Here is a 17,295-nt window from a genome sequence, read left to right as displayed (position 1 = left end):
CGACGCTACCGCCCCGGCGCAACGTCGATCAACGGCCTTTACGGCTGGACCACGGTGAGCCTGGTGAATTCGTTCGGCAGGTCGTAGCCGTCCCAGATCCCGCCGAAGGTCAGGGCCGACCCGAACGGCACGATCCGGTCCACCCCACGGCCACCCAGTTCGGTCGCGAAGGCGTGCAACTCGGCCGGGGTGAAGCCGAAGTGGCTGACCGTCTGGTCCTGCCGGTTCATCGCCGGCACCAGCTCGGACAGCGAATCCACCCGGGCGAACGGGAACGCCCCCGCGCCGATCCACCGCCGGGGCGCCCGCTCGGCGCCGGCCAGGGTCACCGCGGTCACCCGGTTGTCCGAGAGGTCCAGCGCGGTGGCGGCGCCGGTGGCGGCCAGCCCGTACGCGTTGACCCGCTTCTCCACCGCCATCGCCGCGTCGACCGTCCAGCCGCGCTTGTCCACCGCGTCGCGCAGCAGCTCCAGGAACTCGGCCCGGACCTCGTCCGGATCACCCGCACCGACCAGGAACACGGTCCGCGGCGACGAACAGGCCGCCTGGTCGAACCAGTACGCGTCATTGGCGAACCCGGTCACCGCGGCCCGCCGGGCGGCCGGGTCGGCGGCCCGCCAGCCGGGCAGCGACAGCACCGCCCAGGAGGTCCGGTCCGGGAAGGTGAGGTCCCGCGCCGACGGCCGCAACGGGTGCCGGCGGATGGCGTCCACCGCGGCGTCCCCACCCCAGACGACCCGCAGGTCGCACCACCGGCTGAGGGCGGCCGTGATCGCGTCGTCGTGGCCGTAGGTGACCATCCGCTGGGTCCGCCCGATCACCGGGTCGCCGTCGACCGCGTCGAGCGCCTCCAGGACGGCCTCGGCCGCGCCCGCCGAGCGCGACGAGATCCGGACCACGTTGTGGTTGCCGGCCAGCGCCGACAGCGCCCACGAGTAGACGAAGATGGTGTCCACGTTGGCCGGCGGCAGATGGAAGACGTTGCCCCGGGGGAAGACCAGGGCGTCGGTGCGGCGCATGGCGGTGACCGCGCGCGTCAGCTCGGCCGGGCGCAGGAAGTAGCCGAGCGATCCGAGCTCCGGGAAGCGGCGGGCCACGGCCGGGGCGAGCAGCCGCCGGGCGAGCGCCGCGAGGAAGTCGACGACGCGCGGGTCGCCGACGGCGAGCCGGTCCCGCGAGGGTGCCGTGAGATCGCCCTCGGCCCCGAACCTGAACCTCATGCCGCGCTCCGATACGTGTCCGAGCAGCCCCGGGCCTCGGCACGCGGCAGCCGGCCGAGCACCGAGAATCGCTTGCCGGGCCAGGCGCCGTCGTCGATGCCGTGCACCACGCCGAGGTCCTCGGTGAGCAGCACGTGCCCCGGGTACGACGTGGGCAGGGTGCTCACGACCTCCAGGAGGCCCGGTTCGCCGGGCGGGAGCTCCGCCCAGGTCTCCGGGTCACGAACCACGACGTCCGCGAAGTCGGGGCAATACAGCGAACCACCGTCCGGACCTTCAAGAAAGATCGTCCCGATCTGCTCGACCATGCCGTAGAAGTTGTGGATCCGGGTGAGTCCGGCCCGGCCCAGCCTTTCGCGGAACTCCTCCGGCGAGACGGCCTGATCGATCAGCTTCTTCCATCCACCGGAGTGGATCAGTATACCGTTGCCCAGGTCCAGGCCGTGCGCCTGCGCGGTCTCGTAGAGGTGCAGCCAGACCAGGTAGGTGAACCCGAAGACCAGGAACGGCCGGTCACCGTGCTCGGCGAGGAAGCCGCGGATGCCCTCGACGTCGACCGTGCCCTCCTCGTCGAGCGCCCAGACGTGGTCCCGCCCGAAGGTGGCCATGCCCAGCACGCCGGCGCCACGGGCGCTGAACGAGCGACGGTCCTTGAGGATCGACCTGGTGTCGACGATCAGCATCGGCAGGCGTTTCGGGCCGAGCACGGTCTGGAGGGTGGCGCCGAGCTGCCGGGTCTGCGCCGCCGCGGCAGCTCTGTCCAGATGGATCCGGCTGACGTCACCGGTCGTGCCGCTGGAGGTCAACACCTTGAAGACCTCGTCGTCCGGGATGCTCTTCAACTCCAGGGTCTTGAAGAGCCGGACGGGCAGCCAGGGAAGATCGGCCACCGAAGCGGCCGAGGTGAAACCACCGGCGGCGAGGATCCGGTCATAGGGGGCACAGCGCTCGCGATGGTGCGCGACCAGATCCACCAGCGCGGGCAGCAGGACCTTCTCGCGCGCCGGCTGGGACAGGGTGAAGACACTCACAGTGACGCCTCCAGCGCCCGGTAGTCGGTCTTGCCGTTGGGCAGCAGCGGCAGGACGTCGATGGTCCGCACGTCGACACCGGTGAAGTGCGCTCCCAGCCACTCGGCGATCCCGGTGCGCAGTGCGCGGGCCTCGTCGGCCGAGGCGCCCTCGGCGAAGACGTGCACCCGGTCGTCGCCGGCCACGGCCGCGACCGGGAACCGCCGCTCCACGTCGTCCAGATTGATCCGGGTGCCGAAGACCTTGCCCATCCGCTTGATCCGGCCGGTGAGGTACAGGAACCCCTCGTCGTCGAGACGGCCCAGATCCCCGGTACGCAGGACGCCGCCCGACTCGTCGCCCCTGGCCAGATCGGCGGCGCTCTCCGCGTACCCCATCATGACGTTGGGCCCGCGGTAGACGACCTCGCCGTCCTCGATGGCGAAGGCGCCGCCGGGCATCGCCCGGCCGGCCGATCCGAGCTTCCCGGCGAGGCGCTCCGGCGGCAGGCAGGCCATCCGGGGCCCGGCCTCGGTCTGGCCGTACATCACGAACATCCGGCCGCCCACGGCCTCCATCCGGGCCGCGAAATCGGAGACCAGGTCGGTTCGCAACCGGCCGCCGGCCTGCGTGAGGGTACGGACGGACGGGTGCTCCGCCGGGTCGAATCGCAGCCGCCGCAGCATCTCGTACTGGGACGGGACGAACGCCATCGAGGTGACCCGGTGCTCGTCCACGGCGGTCCAGAAGTCCCGGCGCGTGATCCCGGTGCGGTCCAGGATCACGGTGGCTCCGCGGAGCAGGTGCGAGTGCAGCACCGACAGCCCGTACGAATAGAAGAGCGGCAGCGTGGTGATCGCGACGTCGTCCCCGGTGATGCCGAGGCTCTCGGCGACCTGTCCGGCGTTGGCCAGCACCGCCGAACGGGAGAGCCGGACGAGTTTCGGGTCGCCGGTGGATCCGCTGGTGGTGAGCAGCAGCGCCAGGTCGGGATGCACGTCGGTGGTGGTGTAAAGGGCGCGCAGCGAAGTCTGGTCGGTCTCCGGGTCGAGCAGCAGGACCGGCCGGCCCGACCGCAGCGCCGCCAGGTAGCGGGCGATCGCCGGAACCGTCGTCGGCATGCCCATGAAGACGGGTCCGCGCTCGCCGGGGGACGACCAGGCGTCGATCATGGCCGGGGTCAGCGTCTCGCCGGTGGCCGCGTCGACGACCCGCGCGCCGGGGTGGAGCAGGTTCACAGCGTCAGACCTCCGTCGACCCCGATGACCTGCCCGGTGACGAACCGGGCCGGCTCGGAGAGGAGGAAGGCGATCACGTCGGCCACGTCCTCGGCGGTGCCGAGCCGGCCGAGGGCGGTGTTCGCGATCCGGTCGGCGCGGCCGGCCTCGTCCAGGGTGTCCAGCATGTCGGTGGCGATGAAACCGGGCGCCACCGCGTTGACCCGGATGCCGCGCGGCCCGAGTTCCTTGGCGGCGGATCGGGTGAGCCCGGCGACGGCGGCCTTGGAGGCGGCGTAGACGGCCTGCCCGGCCGCCCCCCGGGTGCCGGTGATCGAGGCGGTCAGCACCACGGCCGGGTTCTCGCCGCGGGCCAGCAGCCGGACCGCGTTCTGGAGGGTGTACGCCGCGCCGGCCGCGTTCACCGCGAAGAGCCGCTCGACGGTGTCGTCCGGGGTCATGCCGAGCATCCCGGCGGCGTGCGTCCCGGCGTTGACGACCAGGGCGTCCAGCCGCTGGAACGTCTCGAAGGCCAGGCGGACCAGGGCTCTGCTGGTGGCCGGGTCGGCGATGTCGCCGGCCGCGTGCACGACCGTGACCCCGAACTTCCCGGCCAGCTCGGCGGCGGCATCGGAGACGCCGGCCTCGTGGTGGCCGTGCAGGACCAGGTCGTACCCGCGCTCGGCGAGGCGGCTCGCGGTGGCCCGGCCGATTCCGCGCGACGCCCCGGTGACCAGGGCGGCACTCACGGGACGTCCACTCCGTATTCACCGAGGATTCGCACGGCCTCAGCAAAGCCGGACATATTGATGACGTCATCCGTGTCGAGCATTACCGAGAATTCATCTTCGATCGTCGCGACGAGTGACATGTGCGCCAGTGAATCCCACTTCTCGTTGTCCTGGTAGCGCAGGTCGTCCACGGGCGCATCCGCCGGAAGATTGAGGGCGGTACGAAACGCCGCGCGCAGTCTCTGCAGCTCAGTCACGGTATGACTCCAGGGTGGGGTGGTCGGAGGAAACCTACGATCCCGCAGGTTCCCGGTCGTCGCGACCAATCCCGGCTGAACTGGAAATGAACTGATCGCAGCATTCTCCCGCTCTCCTGGAATTGCGGTCCGGGCTGGTTATGCTTCCGCCTCGTACCGGCCTTCCGCCCATCCCCCGGAGAGAACCTTGTCTGAAATCGCCGGCTCCTCGATCCTTGTCACCGGCTCCACCGGTTCCTTCGGCAAGGAATTCCTCAGGTACGCGCTGACCCACCTCGACCCGCACCGGATCGTGGTGTTCTCCCGCGACGAGCTGAAGCAGTACGAGGTCCGCCAGATGTTCGGCGACGACCCGCGCCTGCGCTTCTTCATCGGTGACATCCGGGACGAGAAGCGTCTCGCCCGGGCCATGCACGGGATCGACCACGTGGTGCACGCGGCCGCCCTCAAGCAGGTCGACACCGCCGAGTACAACCCGTCGGAGTTCGTCGCCACGAACATCAACGGGACCCAGAACGTCATCGACGCGGCCATCAACGCCGAGGTCAGGAAGGTCGTGGCGCTCTCCACGGACAAGGCGTCCAGCCCGATCAACCTGTACGGCGCCACCAAGCTGGCCGCCGACAAGATCGTGATCGCCGGCAACCACTACGCCGCCACCCACCCGACCCGGCTGGCCGTGGTCCGCTACGGCAACGTGATGGGCAGCCGCGGCTCGGTGGTCCCGTTCTTCCGGAGGCTGGCCGGCGAGGGCCGGAGCCTGCCGGTCACCGACAAGCGGATGACCCGGTTCTGGATCACGCTGGACCAGGCGGTGAAGTTCGTCGTCGACTCGTTCGACGTCATGCAGGGCGGCGAGCTGTACGTACCGCGGATCCCGAGCATGCGGATCATGGACCTGGTCGAGGCGGTCGCCCCCGGCGCCCCCACCCACGAGATGGGGATGCGGCCCGGCGAGAAGCTGCACGAGGAGATGATCGCCGCCGACGACAGCCGCCGCACGCTGCGCTTCAAGGACCGGTACGTGGTCCAGCCGGTGGTCGCCAGCTGGGGCTACCGGACGCCCGAGGGCGGCGAGGAGGTGGCCGACGGGTTCAACTACCGCTCGGACAACAACGACCTCTGGCTCTCGGTCGACGAGATGCGCGAACTGCTCGCGGAGAAGTGATGCTGCCGTACGGACGACAGTCGATCGACGACACCGACGTGGCCGCGGTCGTCGCGGCGATGGGCAGCGACCGGCTCACCACCGGCCCTCGGGTCGCCGCGTTCGAGGCCGACCTGGAAGCGGTCGCCGGTGCGCCCTGCGTGACGGTCACCAACGGGACGACGGCGCTGCACGCGGCCTACGCGGCGACCGGCCTGACCGCCGGCGACGAGGTGATCACCACGCCGATGACGTTCGTGGCCACCGCCTCGGGCGCGGCCATGCTCGGTGCGACGGTGGTCTTCGCCGACGTCGAGGAGGACACCGCGAACCTCGACCCGGCCGCCGCCGAGGCCGTGGTCACGTCGCGGACCAGGGTGATCTCGGCGGTCGACTACGCCGGTGTGCCGGCCGACTACGACCGGCTCCGCAAGGTCACCGACAGTGCCGGGGCGTTCCTGCTCGGCGACGCGGCGCACTCGATCGGCTCGGCCTACCGGGGGCGACCGGTCGGCACGCTCGCCGACCTGACCACGTTCTCGTTCTTCCCGACCAAGAATCTCACCACCGGTGAGGGCGGGGCGGTCGCCTCGATCCGTCCGGAGCTGCTGGAACGGGTCCGGGACTTCCGGACCGTCGGCTCGGTCCGCGACCCCCGGCGGCTGCGCCGCGCCGACGAGGGCGGCTGGCACTACGAGGTGCACGAGTTCGGCCTCAACTACCGGCTGCCGGACGTGCTCTGCGCGCTGGGTTCGGCCCAGCTGCGGCGGCTCGGCGCGTTCCAGGCCCGCCGTGCGCGCCTCACGGCACGCTACGACGAGCTTCTCGCCGACGTCCCCGGCCTGGGCCTTCCGGCGCGGCGTTCCGATGTGGACCCGCTCCGGCACCTCTATCCGGTACGGGTGAAGGACGGCCGCCGGCGGGAGGTGTACGACCGGTTGCACGCCGCCGGCATCGGGGTGCAGGTCAACTACATCCCGGTCTACTGGCACCCGGTCTTCGAGGACCTGGGATACCGGCGGGGCATGTGCCCGGTGGCCGAGTCCTTCTACGCCGAGGAGCTGTCCCTGCCGCTCTTCGCCGACCTCACCGACAGCGACCAGGATCGCGTGGTCGAGGCGCTGCGCGGGATCCTCGGGAGCTGACGGGTGCACCACGGGAACCACTTCTACGGGCACGCCCAGGTGCTCGCCGGGTACTGCGGTCTGGACCCGGACGACCCGCCCCGGATCGAGGGCTACCTCCAGCACGGCTGGAACGTGGTGGACGGGCTGGGGGCGGGCACGCCGTACGCGCCCGGCGCACCGGTCTTCGTGTGGTCCGAGCGCACCCGCCGCCGAGCCTGGTCGATGGGCCGCCCGCTGGCCACCGTGACCGGCGCCCCGTTCCTCTACCTGCTGCGATCCGCGGCGGACAGCGCGAACGAGGGCGAGCGCGAGGGCACGATCTGGTACCCGTTCCACGGCTGGGAGGGCCAGCGGGTCACCGGCGACCACCTCCGCCTGATCGACGAGATCGTGGCGACCGAGACCGGCCCGGTCACCTTTTGCCTGTACTGGAACGAGTACCGCGACGACCGGATCCGGGCCGCCTACCAGCGCGCCGGCCGGGTCGTCTGCCACGGCTACCGCGGCTACCTGCGGCGGCAGACCGACGCCCGGTTCCTCCACAAGCAACTCGCCGAGCTGCGCCGGCACCGCCGGGTGGCGTCGAACCGGTTGAGCACCGCGATCCTCTACGGCGCCGTGGCCGGGTGCGCCCCGGCCGTCTACGGCGACCCGATGTACCTGACCGGCGAGGACACCGCGACCGCCGAACGGATCCGCCGGGAGTGGCCGGAGCTGCACGGCACGTCGCCGGACCCGGAACCGGCCCGGGCCGTCGCGCTGGCCGAGCTCGGGGACGGTCATCTGGCCTCGCCGGCCGAACTGCGCGCGATCCTGGGGTGGCCGGCGTGATCACCCTGATCGGCGGCGAGATGCCGGCATACGCCGAGGAGCGCCCACCGGCCGGCGGCCCCCTTCTCCGGCATCTGGTCGAGCGGCTGCCCACCGGCATCCGGGTGCTGGTCGCCGGCCCGCACCGGGACACCCTGCTGCGGGCGGTGGCCGACCGCCGCGAGGTCACCCTGCTGTTGCGCTCGCGGCCGGACGCCGAGCGGGTCGACGTCCGCGACGTACGGGTGCTCTGCGGCACGCTGTCCACGTTCACCGACACCGACCGGTACGACGCGGTGATCGCCCTGGACGGCACGGACCGCCTCCACTCACCGGAGGGCCCGCCGCCGGACTGGACGGACTCGGTCCGGGTGCTCAAGCGGGCGCTGCGTCCCGGCGGCACGCTGCTGCTCGCCGTGGAGAACGAGCTGGGCGTGCACCGCCTGGTCGATCCGGGCACCCCGACGGCGGCCCGGTCCGGGGACGCCTGGGCTCCGCTCGGCGAGTTCGGCAGCGCGCCCGGCCGTCCGGACCGGCTCGCCGCCGCGCTCGGCGCCGAAGGGCTGCCGGTCTGCGGGCTGGCCGCCGCCTGGCCGCTGCCCGCATGCCCCACCCTGCTGGCCACCCCGGAGACCCTCCGGTACGGGCCGCTGGACGCGCTGGCCGCCCTGGCCGCGGCGGCGACCGCTCCGGCGTACCGGGAGAGGTCCGTCCTGAGCGATCCCCGCCGGCTGGCCGCCGCGGCCGTGCGCCGCGGTCTCGGCGCCGAACTGGCGCCCGCCTGGCTGGCCGTCGCCCAGCTGGCCGCCCGCCCGGGCCAGGCCGTTCCGCTCGCGCCGGCGCTGATCGCCGGCCCGGCCGGGACGATCACCGAGCTGGTGGGTGGCCCGGACGGCGCCTGGCTGCGCCGGGTCGTGCACGGCCCGGAGGAGCTCGCCGGCCCGCTGCCGACCGGCCGGCTGCTGGAGGAGCGGCTGCTCACCGCCGCGCTCGGGCACGACCTGCCGGGCCTGCGGCGGCTGCTCACCGGCTGGATGACCGGCCTGCCGCACGTGCCCGCCGGAAACGTGCTGGTGGACGGCGACCGGTACGCCCGGCTGGATCCGTCGGCGCCGGACCGGGCGGACGCGCTGGCCCGCTTCGCGCACACGCTGGCCACCGGCGGCTACCACCACCCGTGGCCGGGCGTCACCGACGTCGCCCGGCTCACCGACGTGCTCGCCGGGGCGGCCGGGCTGACCACCGCGCCGACGCCGGCGCCCACGGCCGGCGACGAGCTGCCGGACATCCGGCGGCGGCACGAGGAGCAGCTCGACGCGGTGCGCCGCCGGCTGGCCGACGCCGAGGACCGCGTCCGGTTCTACGAGGTGGAACTCGGCAGACGCGAGGCCGAACTGGGCCGCGCCAAGGTGCAGATCGCCGCGTTCAGCGGCTCCCTGGGATACCGCGCCGCCAAGGCGGGCCTCGGCATGGCCCGCGCGGCCCGTGACCGGATCCGAAACAGAGGCGGACGATGACGACGCTCGGCATCATTCAGGCCCGGATGGGCTCCACCCGGCTGCCCGGCAAGGTGCTCCGCCGCCTCGGCGGCCGGACCGTCCTCGACCGGGTGGTCCGCGCCGCCCGGGAGAGCGGCGTCCTGGACGACCTCGTCGTGGCGACCACGGTCGAACCGGACGACGACGCGGTCACCGCCGCATGCGCGGCGATCGGGGTCGACTGCCACCGCGGACCGGTCGACGACGTGCTCACCCGTTTCCTCGGGGTGCTGGAGACCCGGTCGGCCGAGCACGTCCTGCGGTTCACCGCCGACTGCCCGCTGCTCGACCCGCGGCTGGTCGCCCGGGCGTACCGGGTGTTCGCGGCCTCCGGAGCGGACTACCTGACCACGTCGATCACCCGGACCCTGCCGCGCGGCCTGGACGTCGAGGTGATCCGGGCGGCGGTCCTCAAGGAGATCGACAAGCCGGCGTACGACCATCACCGCACCCACGTGACGTCGTACGTCTACACCCACCCCGCCGCGTTCGACGTGATCGGTCTGACCGTGCTGCCGGACCTGTCGCACCTCCGGCTCACCCTGGACACCGAGGACGACTGGCGGCTGATCGAGGCGATCGTCGGCCACTTCGGCGACGCCCCGGTCCCGGTCACCGCCATCGCCGACTGGCTCGGCGGCCGCCCCGAACTGGCCGGGCTGAACGCGCACATCCGGCAGAAGGAGCTCGAACAGGCATGACCTCCGTGGGAATCCGGTGTGACGCCGGACCGCGTACCGGGGTGGGCCACCTGGTGCGGTGCGTGGCGCTCGCCGAGGAGCTGACCGCCCGCGGGGTGGACGTGCACTTCCTCAGCGACCTGGGCGGGTTGGAGTGGGCCGCCGCGCAACTCGACCGGCGTGGGCTGCCCTGGCATCCGGCGCCCTACGACGAGGTGGGGCTGGTCGCGGCGGTCGAACGGCTCAACCTGGACGCGCTGGTGGTGGACTCGTACACACTGCCCCCGTCGCACGGCAGGGCGGTCCGCGACGCCGGCCGGACCGTGCTGGCCATCGTGGACGGTGACCCGCGCGGCCAGGAGGCGGACATCTACGTCGACCAGAACCTGGACGCCGCCCTCGACGTCGGGGACGTGCGGCTGGCCGGGCTCGACTATGCGCTGCTGCGTGCCTCGGTGCGACGGTTGCGGCCGTCGTCTGCGCCGGTGCACTCGCCTGCCCGTACGCCCAAGGTCGTCGCGTTCTTCGGCGGAACCGACGCCTACCGTGCCGCGCCGCAGGTGGCGCGACTGCTCGCCTGGACCGCGGCGCCCTTCGACGCCACCGTGGTCGCCGCCGACGACGGACTGCGCACCGAACTTCTCGCCGTCCCGCCCGGCGAGGGCCAGGCCCTGCACGTCATCGAACCGACCGACCGCCTGCCCGAACTGCTCGCCGACGCCGATCTGGTGGTCAGCGCGAGCGGCACGTCGACCTGGGAGTTGCTGTGCCTGGGCCGGGCCGCCGCGCTGGTCTGGGTCGTCGACAACCAGGCCCGGGGGTACGAACGGACCGTCGCCCGCGGTTACGCGGCCGGCCTGGGACGTCTCGGGGAGCTGGGCGGCGAGGCGGTGACCACGTTGCGCCGGCTGCTGCTGAACCCGGGCGAGCGGACCGCCCTGGCCGTCCGCGGATGGGCCGCGGTGGACGGCCGGGGTGTCGAACGGGTGGCGGACAGCCTGCTCAGGGAGCGGTCACCTCGATGACGACCTTGCCGACGGCGTGGTTCTCGACGGCCTCGTGCGCCTCGGCGACCCGGTCCAGCGGGAACCGGATGATCGGCAGCCCGGCGTCCTCGCCGACCCGGAAGGCGCCCCGGTCGACCGCTTCGGCGACCGCCGCCACCGCGTTCGCCTTCTCCTCCGGCCTGGTCGTGTAGGTGAGCACGAAGTCGAGGCTGACGTTCTTCAGCATCGCCTTGAAGCTGGGCACGCTGACCTTCCCGCCCACGTAGACGGCGATGTCACCGCCCGGGGCGATCACGTCCAGGTCGAGGTCGAGGTTCGCGGTGTTCACCTCGACGATCAGGTGCGGGCCGCCCGGGCTCAGCTCCCGGACCCGGGCCGCGACGTCCTCCTCCCGGTAGTCGATCACCGCGTCCGCGCCGGCGGCGAGCGCGAGGGCCGCCTTCTCCTTCGAACTGACCGTGGTCAGCACGGTGGCGCCGGCCCACTTGGCGAGCTGGATGGCGGCGTTGCCGACCGCGCCCGCACCACCGGCGACCAGCACGGTCCGGCCGTCCAGCGCGCCCGGGGCCAGCCGGGCCGGGCCGTCGGCGGCCAGGGTGAGGCAGCGGTGCGCGGTGAGCGCCGGAATGCCCAGAGCGGCGCCGACCTCGAACGGGACGTAGTCGTTCATCCGGACCACCTGGTGACGGGGCAGAACCACGTACTCCTGGGCGGTGCCGTTCACGCGGCCGTACCCGGCGTCCCACACCCACACCCGGTCGCCCGGCTCGAGACCGGAGACACCCTCACCGAGGGCGTCGACCACACCGGCCCCGTCCTGGTTCGGCACCCGGGGCGGGGCCACCCCGTCCGGCACCCCACGACCGGCTCGGGTGCCGGTGTCGGTGGGATTCACCGCGGAGAGGACGATCCGGACGCGGACCTCCCCGGCGGCGGCCAGCGGCAGATCACGGTCGACGAGGCGGAGGACGGAAGCGGGGCCCGTTTCGGGGAAGACGGCGGCGCGCATGGCTCCCACCCTATTCGCGCTCAGTGGTTCATCCCGGTTGCCGAACAGGAGTAGCGGCAGCCCGCCACGTTACGGGAGGTTTCCGTGGCCACCGTGTTGATAGCCGACCACGAGGTCGACCACCGAGAGTTGCTGATGTTGGCGCTGCTCCGGATGGGATTCGACGTCGTCACCGTCCCCGACGCCACCGCGGCGCTGGCCCGGCTGGCCGAGGGCGGTATCGACGTCGCCGTGATCGACGTCCGGATGGCCGGGATCTCCGGTATCGAACTGTGCCGCCTCATCCGCCGCGCGCCGGAGACCGCCGCCCTGCCGATCCTGATGGTCAGTGCCGGCCTGCACCGTCATCAAGCCCTGACGGCCCTGCACGCCGGCGCTGACGACTTCCTGGGCAAACCGTTCAGCCGGGCCGAGTTCACCGCGCGGGTGGAGGCGCTGATGCGCCTCCGGACGGCGGCCGCGGCCCGGGCGACGGCGGCGGCCCGGGCGGCCCTGATCGCGGCACGTCAGGCCATGCCGCCGCCTGCCGCGGAGCAGAAGAAGCAGGTGGTGCGGCACATCGCCTAGTAGTGGGCGGTGATCCGGCGGCCCGGGCCGTCGACCGTGATCCGTCCGCCGTACGGCAGCACCCACTGCGGCGCGGTGTGCCCGAACTCCACGCCGAAGACCACCATGGCCTCCGGGTGGTAGGACTCCAGCGCCCTGAGCACCGCCTCCCTCTGCTCGGCACGGTACTTCTCGCGCTCCGCGGGCGGCTTCGGCGCCGAGAAGTGGCTGGCCTTCGCGGCCGCCACCAGCACCGCCGGGAACCGCTCCAGCAGGCCGCGCTCGCCGGCGTCGCGCAGTTCCCGGAACACCTCCTCGCCCGACGGCATCGTCTCGGGCGTCTCCAGCAGCAGGATCGAACCGGCGTACCGCTCGACCGGGTGGATCCAGCGCCCGGCGGCCAGGTTCGCGTGCAGGATCCCCAGACAGCCGCCCCAGGTCGGCCCGGTCACCACCCGGTCCGCCCGGTGCCACTCCCAGCCGGAGGCGGGTGACGACGGCGCCTGCTCGGTCAGCGAACGCGGATCCTCCCAGCTGATCTCCTCCTCGCGGATCTCGGCGAGCGGACGGATCTCCAGGTCGGTCTCCTCGAACAGGGCCGCCCGCAGCGAGGCCGCGTGCACCGGGTCGATCCCCCCGCCGATGCCGAGGTGCACCTGCGTCGAACCGCCGTGATAGGCCGGAATCCCGTGGAACCACAGCCAGTTCAGCAGGTTCGTGTTGTCCGAGAAGCCGAGGAACGGTTTCGGGTCGGCCCGGAACACCGCCGGGTCGAGATGCCGCAGCACGGTGATCTGGTCGTCGCCGCCGATGGTGGCCAGCACCGCCCGAATCGACGGGTCCGCCCAGGCCGCCGTCAGGTCGGCCGCCCGGTCCTCCGGCGAGGCGCCGAACCGGCGGGTGGTCGGATACTCCACCGGCTCCAGGCCGAACTCCTCCCGGAGGCGGCGCATGGCCTGCTCGTGGATCTCCGGGAAGAGCGCGGGCGCGGCGAACGAGGGCGAGACGACGGCGACACGATCGCCGGGGCGGAGTTTCATGACTCTCATTCAACCCACCCCGGCAAACCGCTTTCAGGCCACCGTGGCCGTGCCCAGCACCTTCCCGTCCCGGTCGGTGATCAGGATGGCCTCCACCTCGGCCGCCTTCACCGAACTGGCCCCGGTCAGCTTCGCCTCGCCGTCCAGCGTGTCGCCCCAGGCGGCGGCCTGTTCGGTGCCGCCGCTCTTGGTGCGCACCAGGCACAGGAACGGCCCGTTTCCGGACATCCGGCTCACGTCCAGCCCCACCTCGACACCCCACTTCTTCGGGGTGATCGACGCCTTGCCGGTGAGGCCGCTGCCCGGCGCCGGCTGGAACTGCGCGCTGATCAACTGCACGCTGGGCAGCGCCTCCGGGCCGGTCGGCGATTTCTCGCCGGTGTTCGTCATGATCCCGTAGCCGATCGCCGCGGCCGCGATGAGCGTGACCGAGGCGGCGGCCAGCCACCGCACCCGGTTCACCCGGGTCTCCTTGAACTTCGCCTGCCGCATCCGGCTGAGCAGGTTCTCGATGTTCTGCGGGCTCGGCCGGGCGGTCGGTGAGACCGCGAGCGCCGCGCCGCCACCCAGGTGCCGCGCGTCCGGCAGGCTCTGCAGCATTTCCGGTACGGGGGAGAGCCGGTCGAGTTCGGCCCGGCACTCCGCGCAGTCGTGCAGATGCTCGTCGAGCCGGTCGGTGTCCGCCTCGTCCAGACCGCCCAGGAGATAGCCGCCCAGCAGACGATGCAGAGCGCCGTGCTCGTCAAGATCGCTCATGCCGTCCCTCCGCTTCGCTCCGGGACGTCATGAGTTTCCGCGCTGAGCCTGATCATGAGCTCGCTCCGCTCGCTCATCGCAACATCCCCATCTCCTCGAAGACGGTGCGCAGAGCACGGACGGCGTAGTAGGCCCGGGATTTGACGGTGCCCTCCGGCACCGACAGCTTCCGCGCCGCGTCCGCCACGCTCTGCCCTTCGTAATACATCGCCTGGATGACCGCCCGGTGTTCCGGCGAGAGGCGTTCCAGAGCCTCCGCCACCAACCAGCCTTCCACCATCTGATCGACATTGTCCGCCGACGGCACCGAGTTGACCGCGTTCTCGTCGGCGACCAGGCGTGGCCGGCGCTGTTCGGCCCGCCAGGCGTTGGTCACCACGTTGCGGGCGATGGTGAGCAGGTACGACCTGGTCCGTCCCGGTTCCGGGTCGAGGTGGTCGATGTGCTTCCAGGCTCGCAGAAGTGTCTCCTGAACCAGGTCCTCCGCCTTGTGCCGGTCGTTCACGTACCGGGAGACGAAGTTGATCAGGACGGCATAGTGTTCGGTGTAGAGCGCGGTCATCAGTTGCTCGTCGGGGTTCACCCGTCGCTTCATCGGCGCCAGCTCTCCCCTCGGGTTCGGCCCGGCCACCTCGATGTACATCGTGGCATGTGGACCGGTTCAAGACCGCCCCGGAAAAACCGGAGAACGCCGATGCCCGGCACCCTTCCGGGCACCGGGCATCACATCTGAAGATCCAGGTCAGCAGTTCCCGGGGCCGCCGTAGCGGAAGGTCCGGGCGCTCATCCTGGTGACCGTGTAGAGGTCGCTGGTGCTGCGGATGTGCATCTCCGCCGCGGGCCCGTTGAGGTAGGTCAGGCTGCCCACCCGGGCGGCCGTCATGTCGCTGCCGTCCCTGCCGTTGCCCATCTGGGTGCAGGGGCTGGCGGTGGCCGCGGCCACCTCACCGAAGACCTGGACCAGGCCGGTCTTGGAGAAGTCCACGGTCGGCCACAGCCACTCCGGGAAGTAGCCCACCCACTCGGTGTCGTAGGCGATCCACCAGGCCCCGTTGTAGTACTGGATGCCGAACCGCTTCGTGTTGTCCCGCGGCAGCGTGTCACCGGGCCGGACGTTGCCGCTGTACTGCACGAAGCCGCAGCCGTTGTAGCAGGTCGGTTTCCGGTCCACCCAGTGGTAGACGAACAGGTGCGGGTCGTCGTCGCCGTTGACCACACGGTCCACGTTCCACCCCACCTCGACGATCTGGGCGCCGTCGGCGGACTGCACGGCCAGCTCGGCCAGTGTGTGGTAGTCGGAGCGGGCCAGCACCGGCTTGCTGATCGTCAGGTTCGCGTACGCCCCGTCGGAGACCGCGGCCTGCGACCCGACGTTGTAGAGGAAGTGGACGGTCGGCCTGGCCGCGGCGGCGGTCGGGGTGGGGCTCGGCGGCTCCGGCGGCACGACCGTGGTCGTCTCCTTCTTGAGCACCCCGGTACGCGAGGAGCGGCCCTTCGGCGCGTACTCCTCCTCGGCCTCCTCGCCGCTCGCGTCGGGCGCGGCCGCGTCCAGCCCGGCGGCCTTCAGCGCGCCGCTGCTGGCGCCGTCACGCCCGGTCTGGATCTCCTGGGGCCGCTGACCCCAGGGCAGGTTCGTCGGCGGGTCCTCGACCGGCGGCTCGCCGCCCTCCGCCGGACCGGGGTCGGCCGGCGCCACCGCGGGGACCGTGCTCTCCGGGATCTGCTCCGCACCCGCGTTGAGGGTCGAGACGACTCCGATGGAGCCGATCACGGCTGCGGTTAGGCCGGCGGCGAACAGCCCGCGGCGTGACTTCGACACGTGTCCGTCCTCGGTGTGTGGGCATCGGAGGCGGGGTGCGATGGCCTCCGGCGACCGGTTCTCGGCGGCGCTGGTCACCATATAGCCATCTCGATTGGGCAGGGACCGCCTGAGCAGCGGATTCTGCCAATACGGCCGATCGGGGTAGGCCGATCTGGTGACAGACCACCCGAAAATCTCGACGCAGCGTGGCGACACGGTCGCTCATCGCAGTTTTTTGCACCACGTTTCGAAAGAGGCAAAAGTCGCCAAGCCTCTTTCCCTCCCGAAGCCTTCGGCGGATTCGCCCCACCCCGGCGGCGATCATGTGGTAAAACCTATCTGGTCTATAGGTTTTGTATGCCTGCCGGGAGGCTGCCGTGTCCGACCATCTCGCCATCGCGCAGTGGTACTCCGCCACCGCACACGACTGGGCCGTCGCGCCCCGCTTCGATCCGGTGGACCGCTGGTACCACCGGCTCGCGGTGGCCGACGACCACGAGGTCTGGCTGCTCACCTGGCTGCCCGGCCAGGCCACCGAGATCCACGACCACGGCGGCTCGTCCGGCGCGTTCTTCGTGCACGGCGGCGATCTCACCGAGGACACCGTGTCGACGGCCGGCGGCCGGCCCCGGATCGTCTCCCGGGAGCTGGGTGAGGGCGTGGGCCGGCGGTTCGGCGGCCGCCACATCCACCGGATCGTCAACAACGGCGTCCGGCCGGCGGTCAGCGTGCACGTCTACGGTCCGGCGCTGACCACCATGACGAAGTACCGGCTCGGCCCGGACGGCCTGGAGGTCCTGACCGTGGAGCGGGCCGGCGCCGAGTGGTGAGCCCGGCTACTTCGGGTAGACCACGCCTGACCGGCCGCTGTACAGGTTGCGGGTGCCGTCGAGCCGCCGGCCGGTGTTCGGCGCGTCCAGCCAGACGATGTAGGCGGCGCCCGGGGTCAGCCCGGTGAGCGTGGTGCTCATCGCACACCCGCTGCCCGGCGCCACCTCCTTCCACACCGGTTCCGGCTGCGGGCCGGTCACCAGCTTCTGCGGCACGGCCGCCACCCGGTAGTTCGAGGAGAACTGGGTCGGCCAGTCGACCCGGAGCGAACCGCGGCCCGGGGTCACCTCGACCGGGATCAGCGCCGGGTCGGTTCGCGGCCAGAGCTTCGTACACCTCGGGTCGACGGCGGGCACGGAGAGCGAGGCCTCCGGCGTCGGGGTGGGGGCGCCCCGCGAGGCCGTCGGGGACGGGGTCGCCTGCCCCTGCTGCACGAGCAGCCAGGACTCGCCGCCCCGCTCGGTGTCCCCGGTCGTCGCGGTGCGCTCGCCGAGGCCGAACGCGGCGCAGCCGCCGAGCGTGAGCGAGGTCGCCGCCAGCGCGATCGCGATCCTGGTGTGCCGCACGT

Annotated in this window: 19 protein-coding genes; 8 read left to right on the top strand and 11 right to left on the bottom strand. The window is 72.0% G+C overall.

Annotated elements, in window-relative coordinates; translation table 11 throughout:
* Positions 1-38: 38 nt before the first annotated feature.
* The 5 genes from J5X75_RS40210 to J5X75_RS40190 are packed head-to-tail and all read right to left on the bottom strand — an operon-like array spanning position 39 to position 4,435.
* Positions 39-1,220, bottom strand: a complete 1,182-nt coding sequence (locus J5X75_RS40210; protein WP_208472975.1) for an acyl-CoA reductase — start codon at positions 1,218-1,220, stop codon at positions 39-41.
* The gene (locus J5X75_RS40205; RefSeq protein ID WP_208472974.1) at positions 1,217-2,251 is read right to left on the bottom strand and encodes a LuxE/PaaK family acyltransferase; all 1,035 of its coding nucleotides are present in this window, start codon (positions 2,249-2,251) and stop codon (positions 1,217-1,219) included. The genes J5X75_RS40210 and J5X75_RS40205 overlap by 4 nt, the downstream gene beginning before the upstream one ends.
* The gene (locus tag J5X75_RS40200; RefSeq protein ID WP_307798582.1) at positions 2,248-3,468 is read right to left on the bottom strand and encodes an AMP-binding protein; all 1,221 of its coding nucleotides are present in this window, start codon (positions 3,466-3,468) and stop codon (positions 2,248-2,250) included. Before J5X75_RS40200 ends, J5X75_RS40205 begins: the two co-directional genes overlap by 4 nt.
* On the bottom strand, positions 3,465-4,196 hold the full coding sequence (locus J5X75_RS40195) for an SDR family NAD(P)-dependent oxidoreductase (RefSeq protein ID WP_208472973.1): 732 nt from the start codon (positions 4,194-4,196) through the stop codon (positions 3,465-3,467). The genes J5X75_RS40200 and J5X75_RS40195 overlap by 4 nt, the downstream gene beginning before the upstream one ends.
* On the bottom strand, positions 4,193-4,435 hold the full coding sequence (locus J5X75_RS40190; RefSeq protein WP_208472972.1) for an acyl carrier protein: 243 nt from the start codon (positions 4,433-4,435) through the stop codon (positions 4,193-4,195). Before J5X75_RS40190 ends, J5X75_RS40195 begins: the two co-directional genes overlap by 4 nt.
* A gap of 187 nt (positions 4,436-4,622) precedes the next feature.
* Here J5X75_RS40190 and pseB point away from each other — a divergent pair, with 187 nt between their 5' ends.
* Genes pseB through J5X75_RS40160 form a run of 6 tightly spaced genes read left to right on the top strand, consistent with a single transcriptional unit; the run spans position 4,623 to position 10,762 of the window.
* Positions 4,623-5,603: a UDP-N-acetylglucosamine 4,6-dehydratase (inverting) gene (gene pseB / locus J5X75_RS40185; RefSeq protein WP_208472971.1), complete on the top strand. Its 981-nt coding sequence runs from the start codon at positions 4,623-4,625 to the stop codon at positions 5,601-5,603.
* Positions 5,603-6,727 carry a DegT/DnrJ/EryC1/StrS family aminotransferase gene (locus J5X75_RS40180; protein ID WP_208472970.1) on the top strand — a complete coding sequence of 375 codons (1,125 nt, stop codon included), beginning with the start codon at positions 5,603-5,605 and terminating at the stop codon, positions 6,725-6,727. The genes pseB and J5X75_RS40180 overlap by 1 nt, the downstream gene beginning before the upstream one ends.
* Before the next feature lie 3 nt (positions 6,728-6,730).
* A complete protein-coding gene (locus J5X75_RS40175; RefSeq protein ID WP_208472969.1) occupies positions 6,731-7,540 on the top strand; it encodes a hypothetical protein in 810 nt (269 codons plus the stop codon).
* Positions 7,537-9,036, top strand: coding sequence for a hypothetical protein (locus tag J5X75_RS40170; protein WP_208472968.1), 1,500 nt, complete (start codon positions 7,537-7,539; stop codon positions 9,034-9,036). Before J5X75_RS40175 ends, J5X75_RS40170 begins: the two co-directional genes overlap by 4 nt.
* Positions 9,033-9,758 (top strand): cytidylyltransferase domain-containing protein, encoded by a 726-nt coding sequence (locus tag J5X75_RS40165; protein ID WP_208472967.1) that lies wholly within the window; start codon positions 9,033-9,035, stop codon positions 9,756-9,758. The genes J5X75_RS40170 and J5X75_RS40165 overlap by 4 nt, the downstream gene beginning before the upstream one ends.
* Positions 9,755-10,762, top strand: a complete 1,008-nt coding sequence (locus J5X75_RS40160; protein WP_208472966.1) for a PseG/SpsG family protein — start codon at positions 9,755-9,757, stop codon at positions 10,760-10,762. The genes J5X75_RS40165 and J5X75_RS40160 overlap by 4 nt, the downstream gene beginning before the upstream one ends.
* Here the strand turns inward: J5X75_RS40160 and J5X75_RS40155 are convergent.
* Positions 10,740-11,753, bottom strand: coding sequence for an NADPH:quinone reductase (locus J5X75_RS40155; protein ID WP_208472965.1), 1,014 nt, complete (start codon positions 11,751-11,753; stop codon positions 10,740-10,742). The genes J5X75_RS40160 and J5X75_RS40155 overlap by 23 nt on opposite strands.
* Before the next feature lie 84 nt (positions 11,754-11,837).
* On the opposite strand from J5X75_RS40155, the gene J5X75_RS40150 reads away from it, so the two are divergent.
* Positions 11,838-12,320 (top strand): response regulator transcription factor, encoded by a 483-nt coding sequence (locus J5X75_RS40150; protein WP_208472964.1) that lies wholly within the window; start codon positions 11,838-11,840, stop codon positions 12,318-12,320.
* On the opposite strand, the gene J5X75_RS40145 is transcribed toward J5X75_RS40150, so the two are convergent.
* From J5X75_RS40145 to J5X75_RS40130, 4 genes are all read right to left on the bottom strand, one after another.
* The gene (locus J5X75_RS40145; RefSeq protein ID WP_208472963.1) at positions 12,317-13,339 is read right to left on the bottom strand and encodes a S66 family peptidase; all 1,023 of its coding nucleotides are present in this window, start codon (positions 13,337-13,339) and stop codon (positions 12,317-12,319) included. The genes J5X75_RS40150 and J5X75_RS40145 overlap by 4 nt on opposite strands.
* 33 nt (positions 13,340-13,372) lie before the next feature.
* Positions 13,373-14,095, bottom strand: coding sequence for an anti-sigma factor family protein (locus J5X75_RS40140; protein ID WP_208472962.1), 723 nt, complete (start codon positions 14,093-14,095; stop codon positions 13,373-13,375).
* Between the two features lie 73 nt (positions 14,096-14,168).
* Positions 14,169-14,690: a sigma-70 family RNA polymerase sigma factor gene (locus J5X75_RS40135; RefSeq protein WP_208472961.1), complete on the bottom strand. Its 522-nt coding sequence runs from the start codon at positions 14,688-14,690 to the stop codon at positions 14,169-14,171.
* 147 nt (positions 14,691-14,837) lie between these two features.
* On the bottom strand, positions 14,838-15,914 hold the full coding sequence (locus J5X75_RS40130) for a neprosin family prolyl endopeptidase (RefSeq protein WP_307798580.1): 1,077 nt from the start codon (positions 15,912-15,914) through the stop codon (positions 14,838-14,840).
* 359 nt (positions 15,915-16,273) lie between these two features.
* Between J5X75_RS40130 and J5X75_RS40125 the strand changes: the two genes are divergently transcribed.
* Entirely contained in the window at positions 16,274-16,726 is a 453-nt protein-coding gene (locus tag J5X75_RS40125) for a cysteine dioxygenase (RefSeq protein ID WP_208472959.1), read from the top strand.
* Positions 16,727-16,732: 6 nt separating this feature from the next.
* On the opposite strand, the gene J5X75_RS40120 is transcribed toward J5X75_RS40125, so the two are convergent.
* A complete protein-coding gene (locus J5X75_RS40120; protein WP_208472958.1) occupies positions 16,733-17,293 on the bottom strand; it encodes a hypothetical protein in 561 nt (186 codons plus the stop codon).
* Positions 17,294-17,295: the final 2 nt, after the last annotated feature.

The sequence above is a fragment of the Actinoplanes flavus genome, from assembly GCF_017592555.1.
Lineage (GTDB): Bacteria > Actinomycetota > Actinomycetes > Mycobacteriales > Micromonosporaceae > Actinoplanes > Actinoplanes flavus.
This window is presented reverse-complemented; position numbering and strand designations above follow the sequence as displayed.

What these genes read in the sequence shown, in the direction of transcription:
- J5X75_RS40210 (WP_208472975.1), bottom strand. Translation starts at nt 1,220, where the DNA reads ATGAGGTTCAGGTTCGGGGCCGAGGGCGATCTCACGGCACCCTCGCGG.
- J5X75_RS40180 (WP_208472970.1), top strand. Translation starts at nt 5,603, where the DNA reads ATGCTGCCGTACGGACGACAGTCGATCGACGACACCGACGTGGCCGCG.
- J5X75_RS40165 (WP_208472967.1), top strand. Translation starts at nt 9,033, where the DNA reads ATGACGACGCTCGGCATCATTCAGGCCCGGATGGGCTCCACCCGGCTG.
- J5X75_RS40160 (WP_208472966.1), top strand. Translation starts at nt 9,755, where the DNA reads ATGACCTCCGTGGGAATCCGGTGTGACGCCGGACCGCGTACCGGGGTG.
- J5X75_RS40155 (WP_208472965.1), bottom strand. Translation starts at nt 11,753, where the DNA reads ATGCGCGCCGCCGTCTTCCCCGAAACGGGCCCCGCTTCCGTCCTCCGC.
- J5X75_RS40145 (WP_208472963.1), bottom strand. Translation starts at nt 13,339, where the DNA reads ATGAAACTCCGCCCCGGCGATCGTGTCGCCGTCGTCTCGCCCTCGTTC.
- J5X75_RS40140 (WP_208472962.1), bottom strand. Translation starts at nt 14,095, where the DNA reads ATGAGCGATCTTGACGAGCACGGCGCTCTGCATCGTCTGCTGGGCGGC.
- J5X75_RS40135 (WP_208472961.1), bottom strand. Translation starts at nt 14,690, where the DNA reads ATGAAGCGACGGGTGAACCCCGACGAGCAACTGATGACCGCGCTCTAC.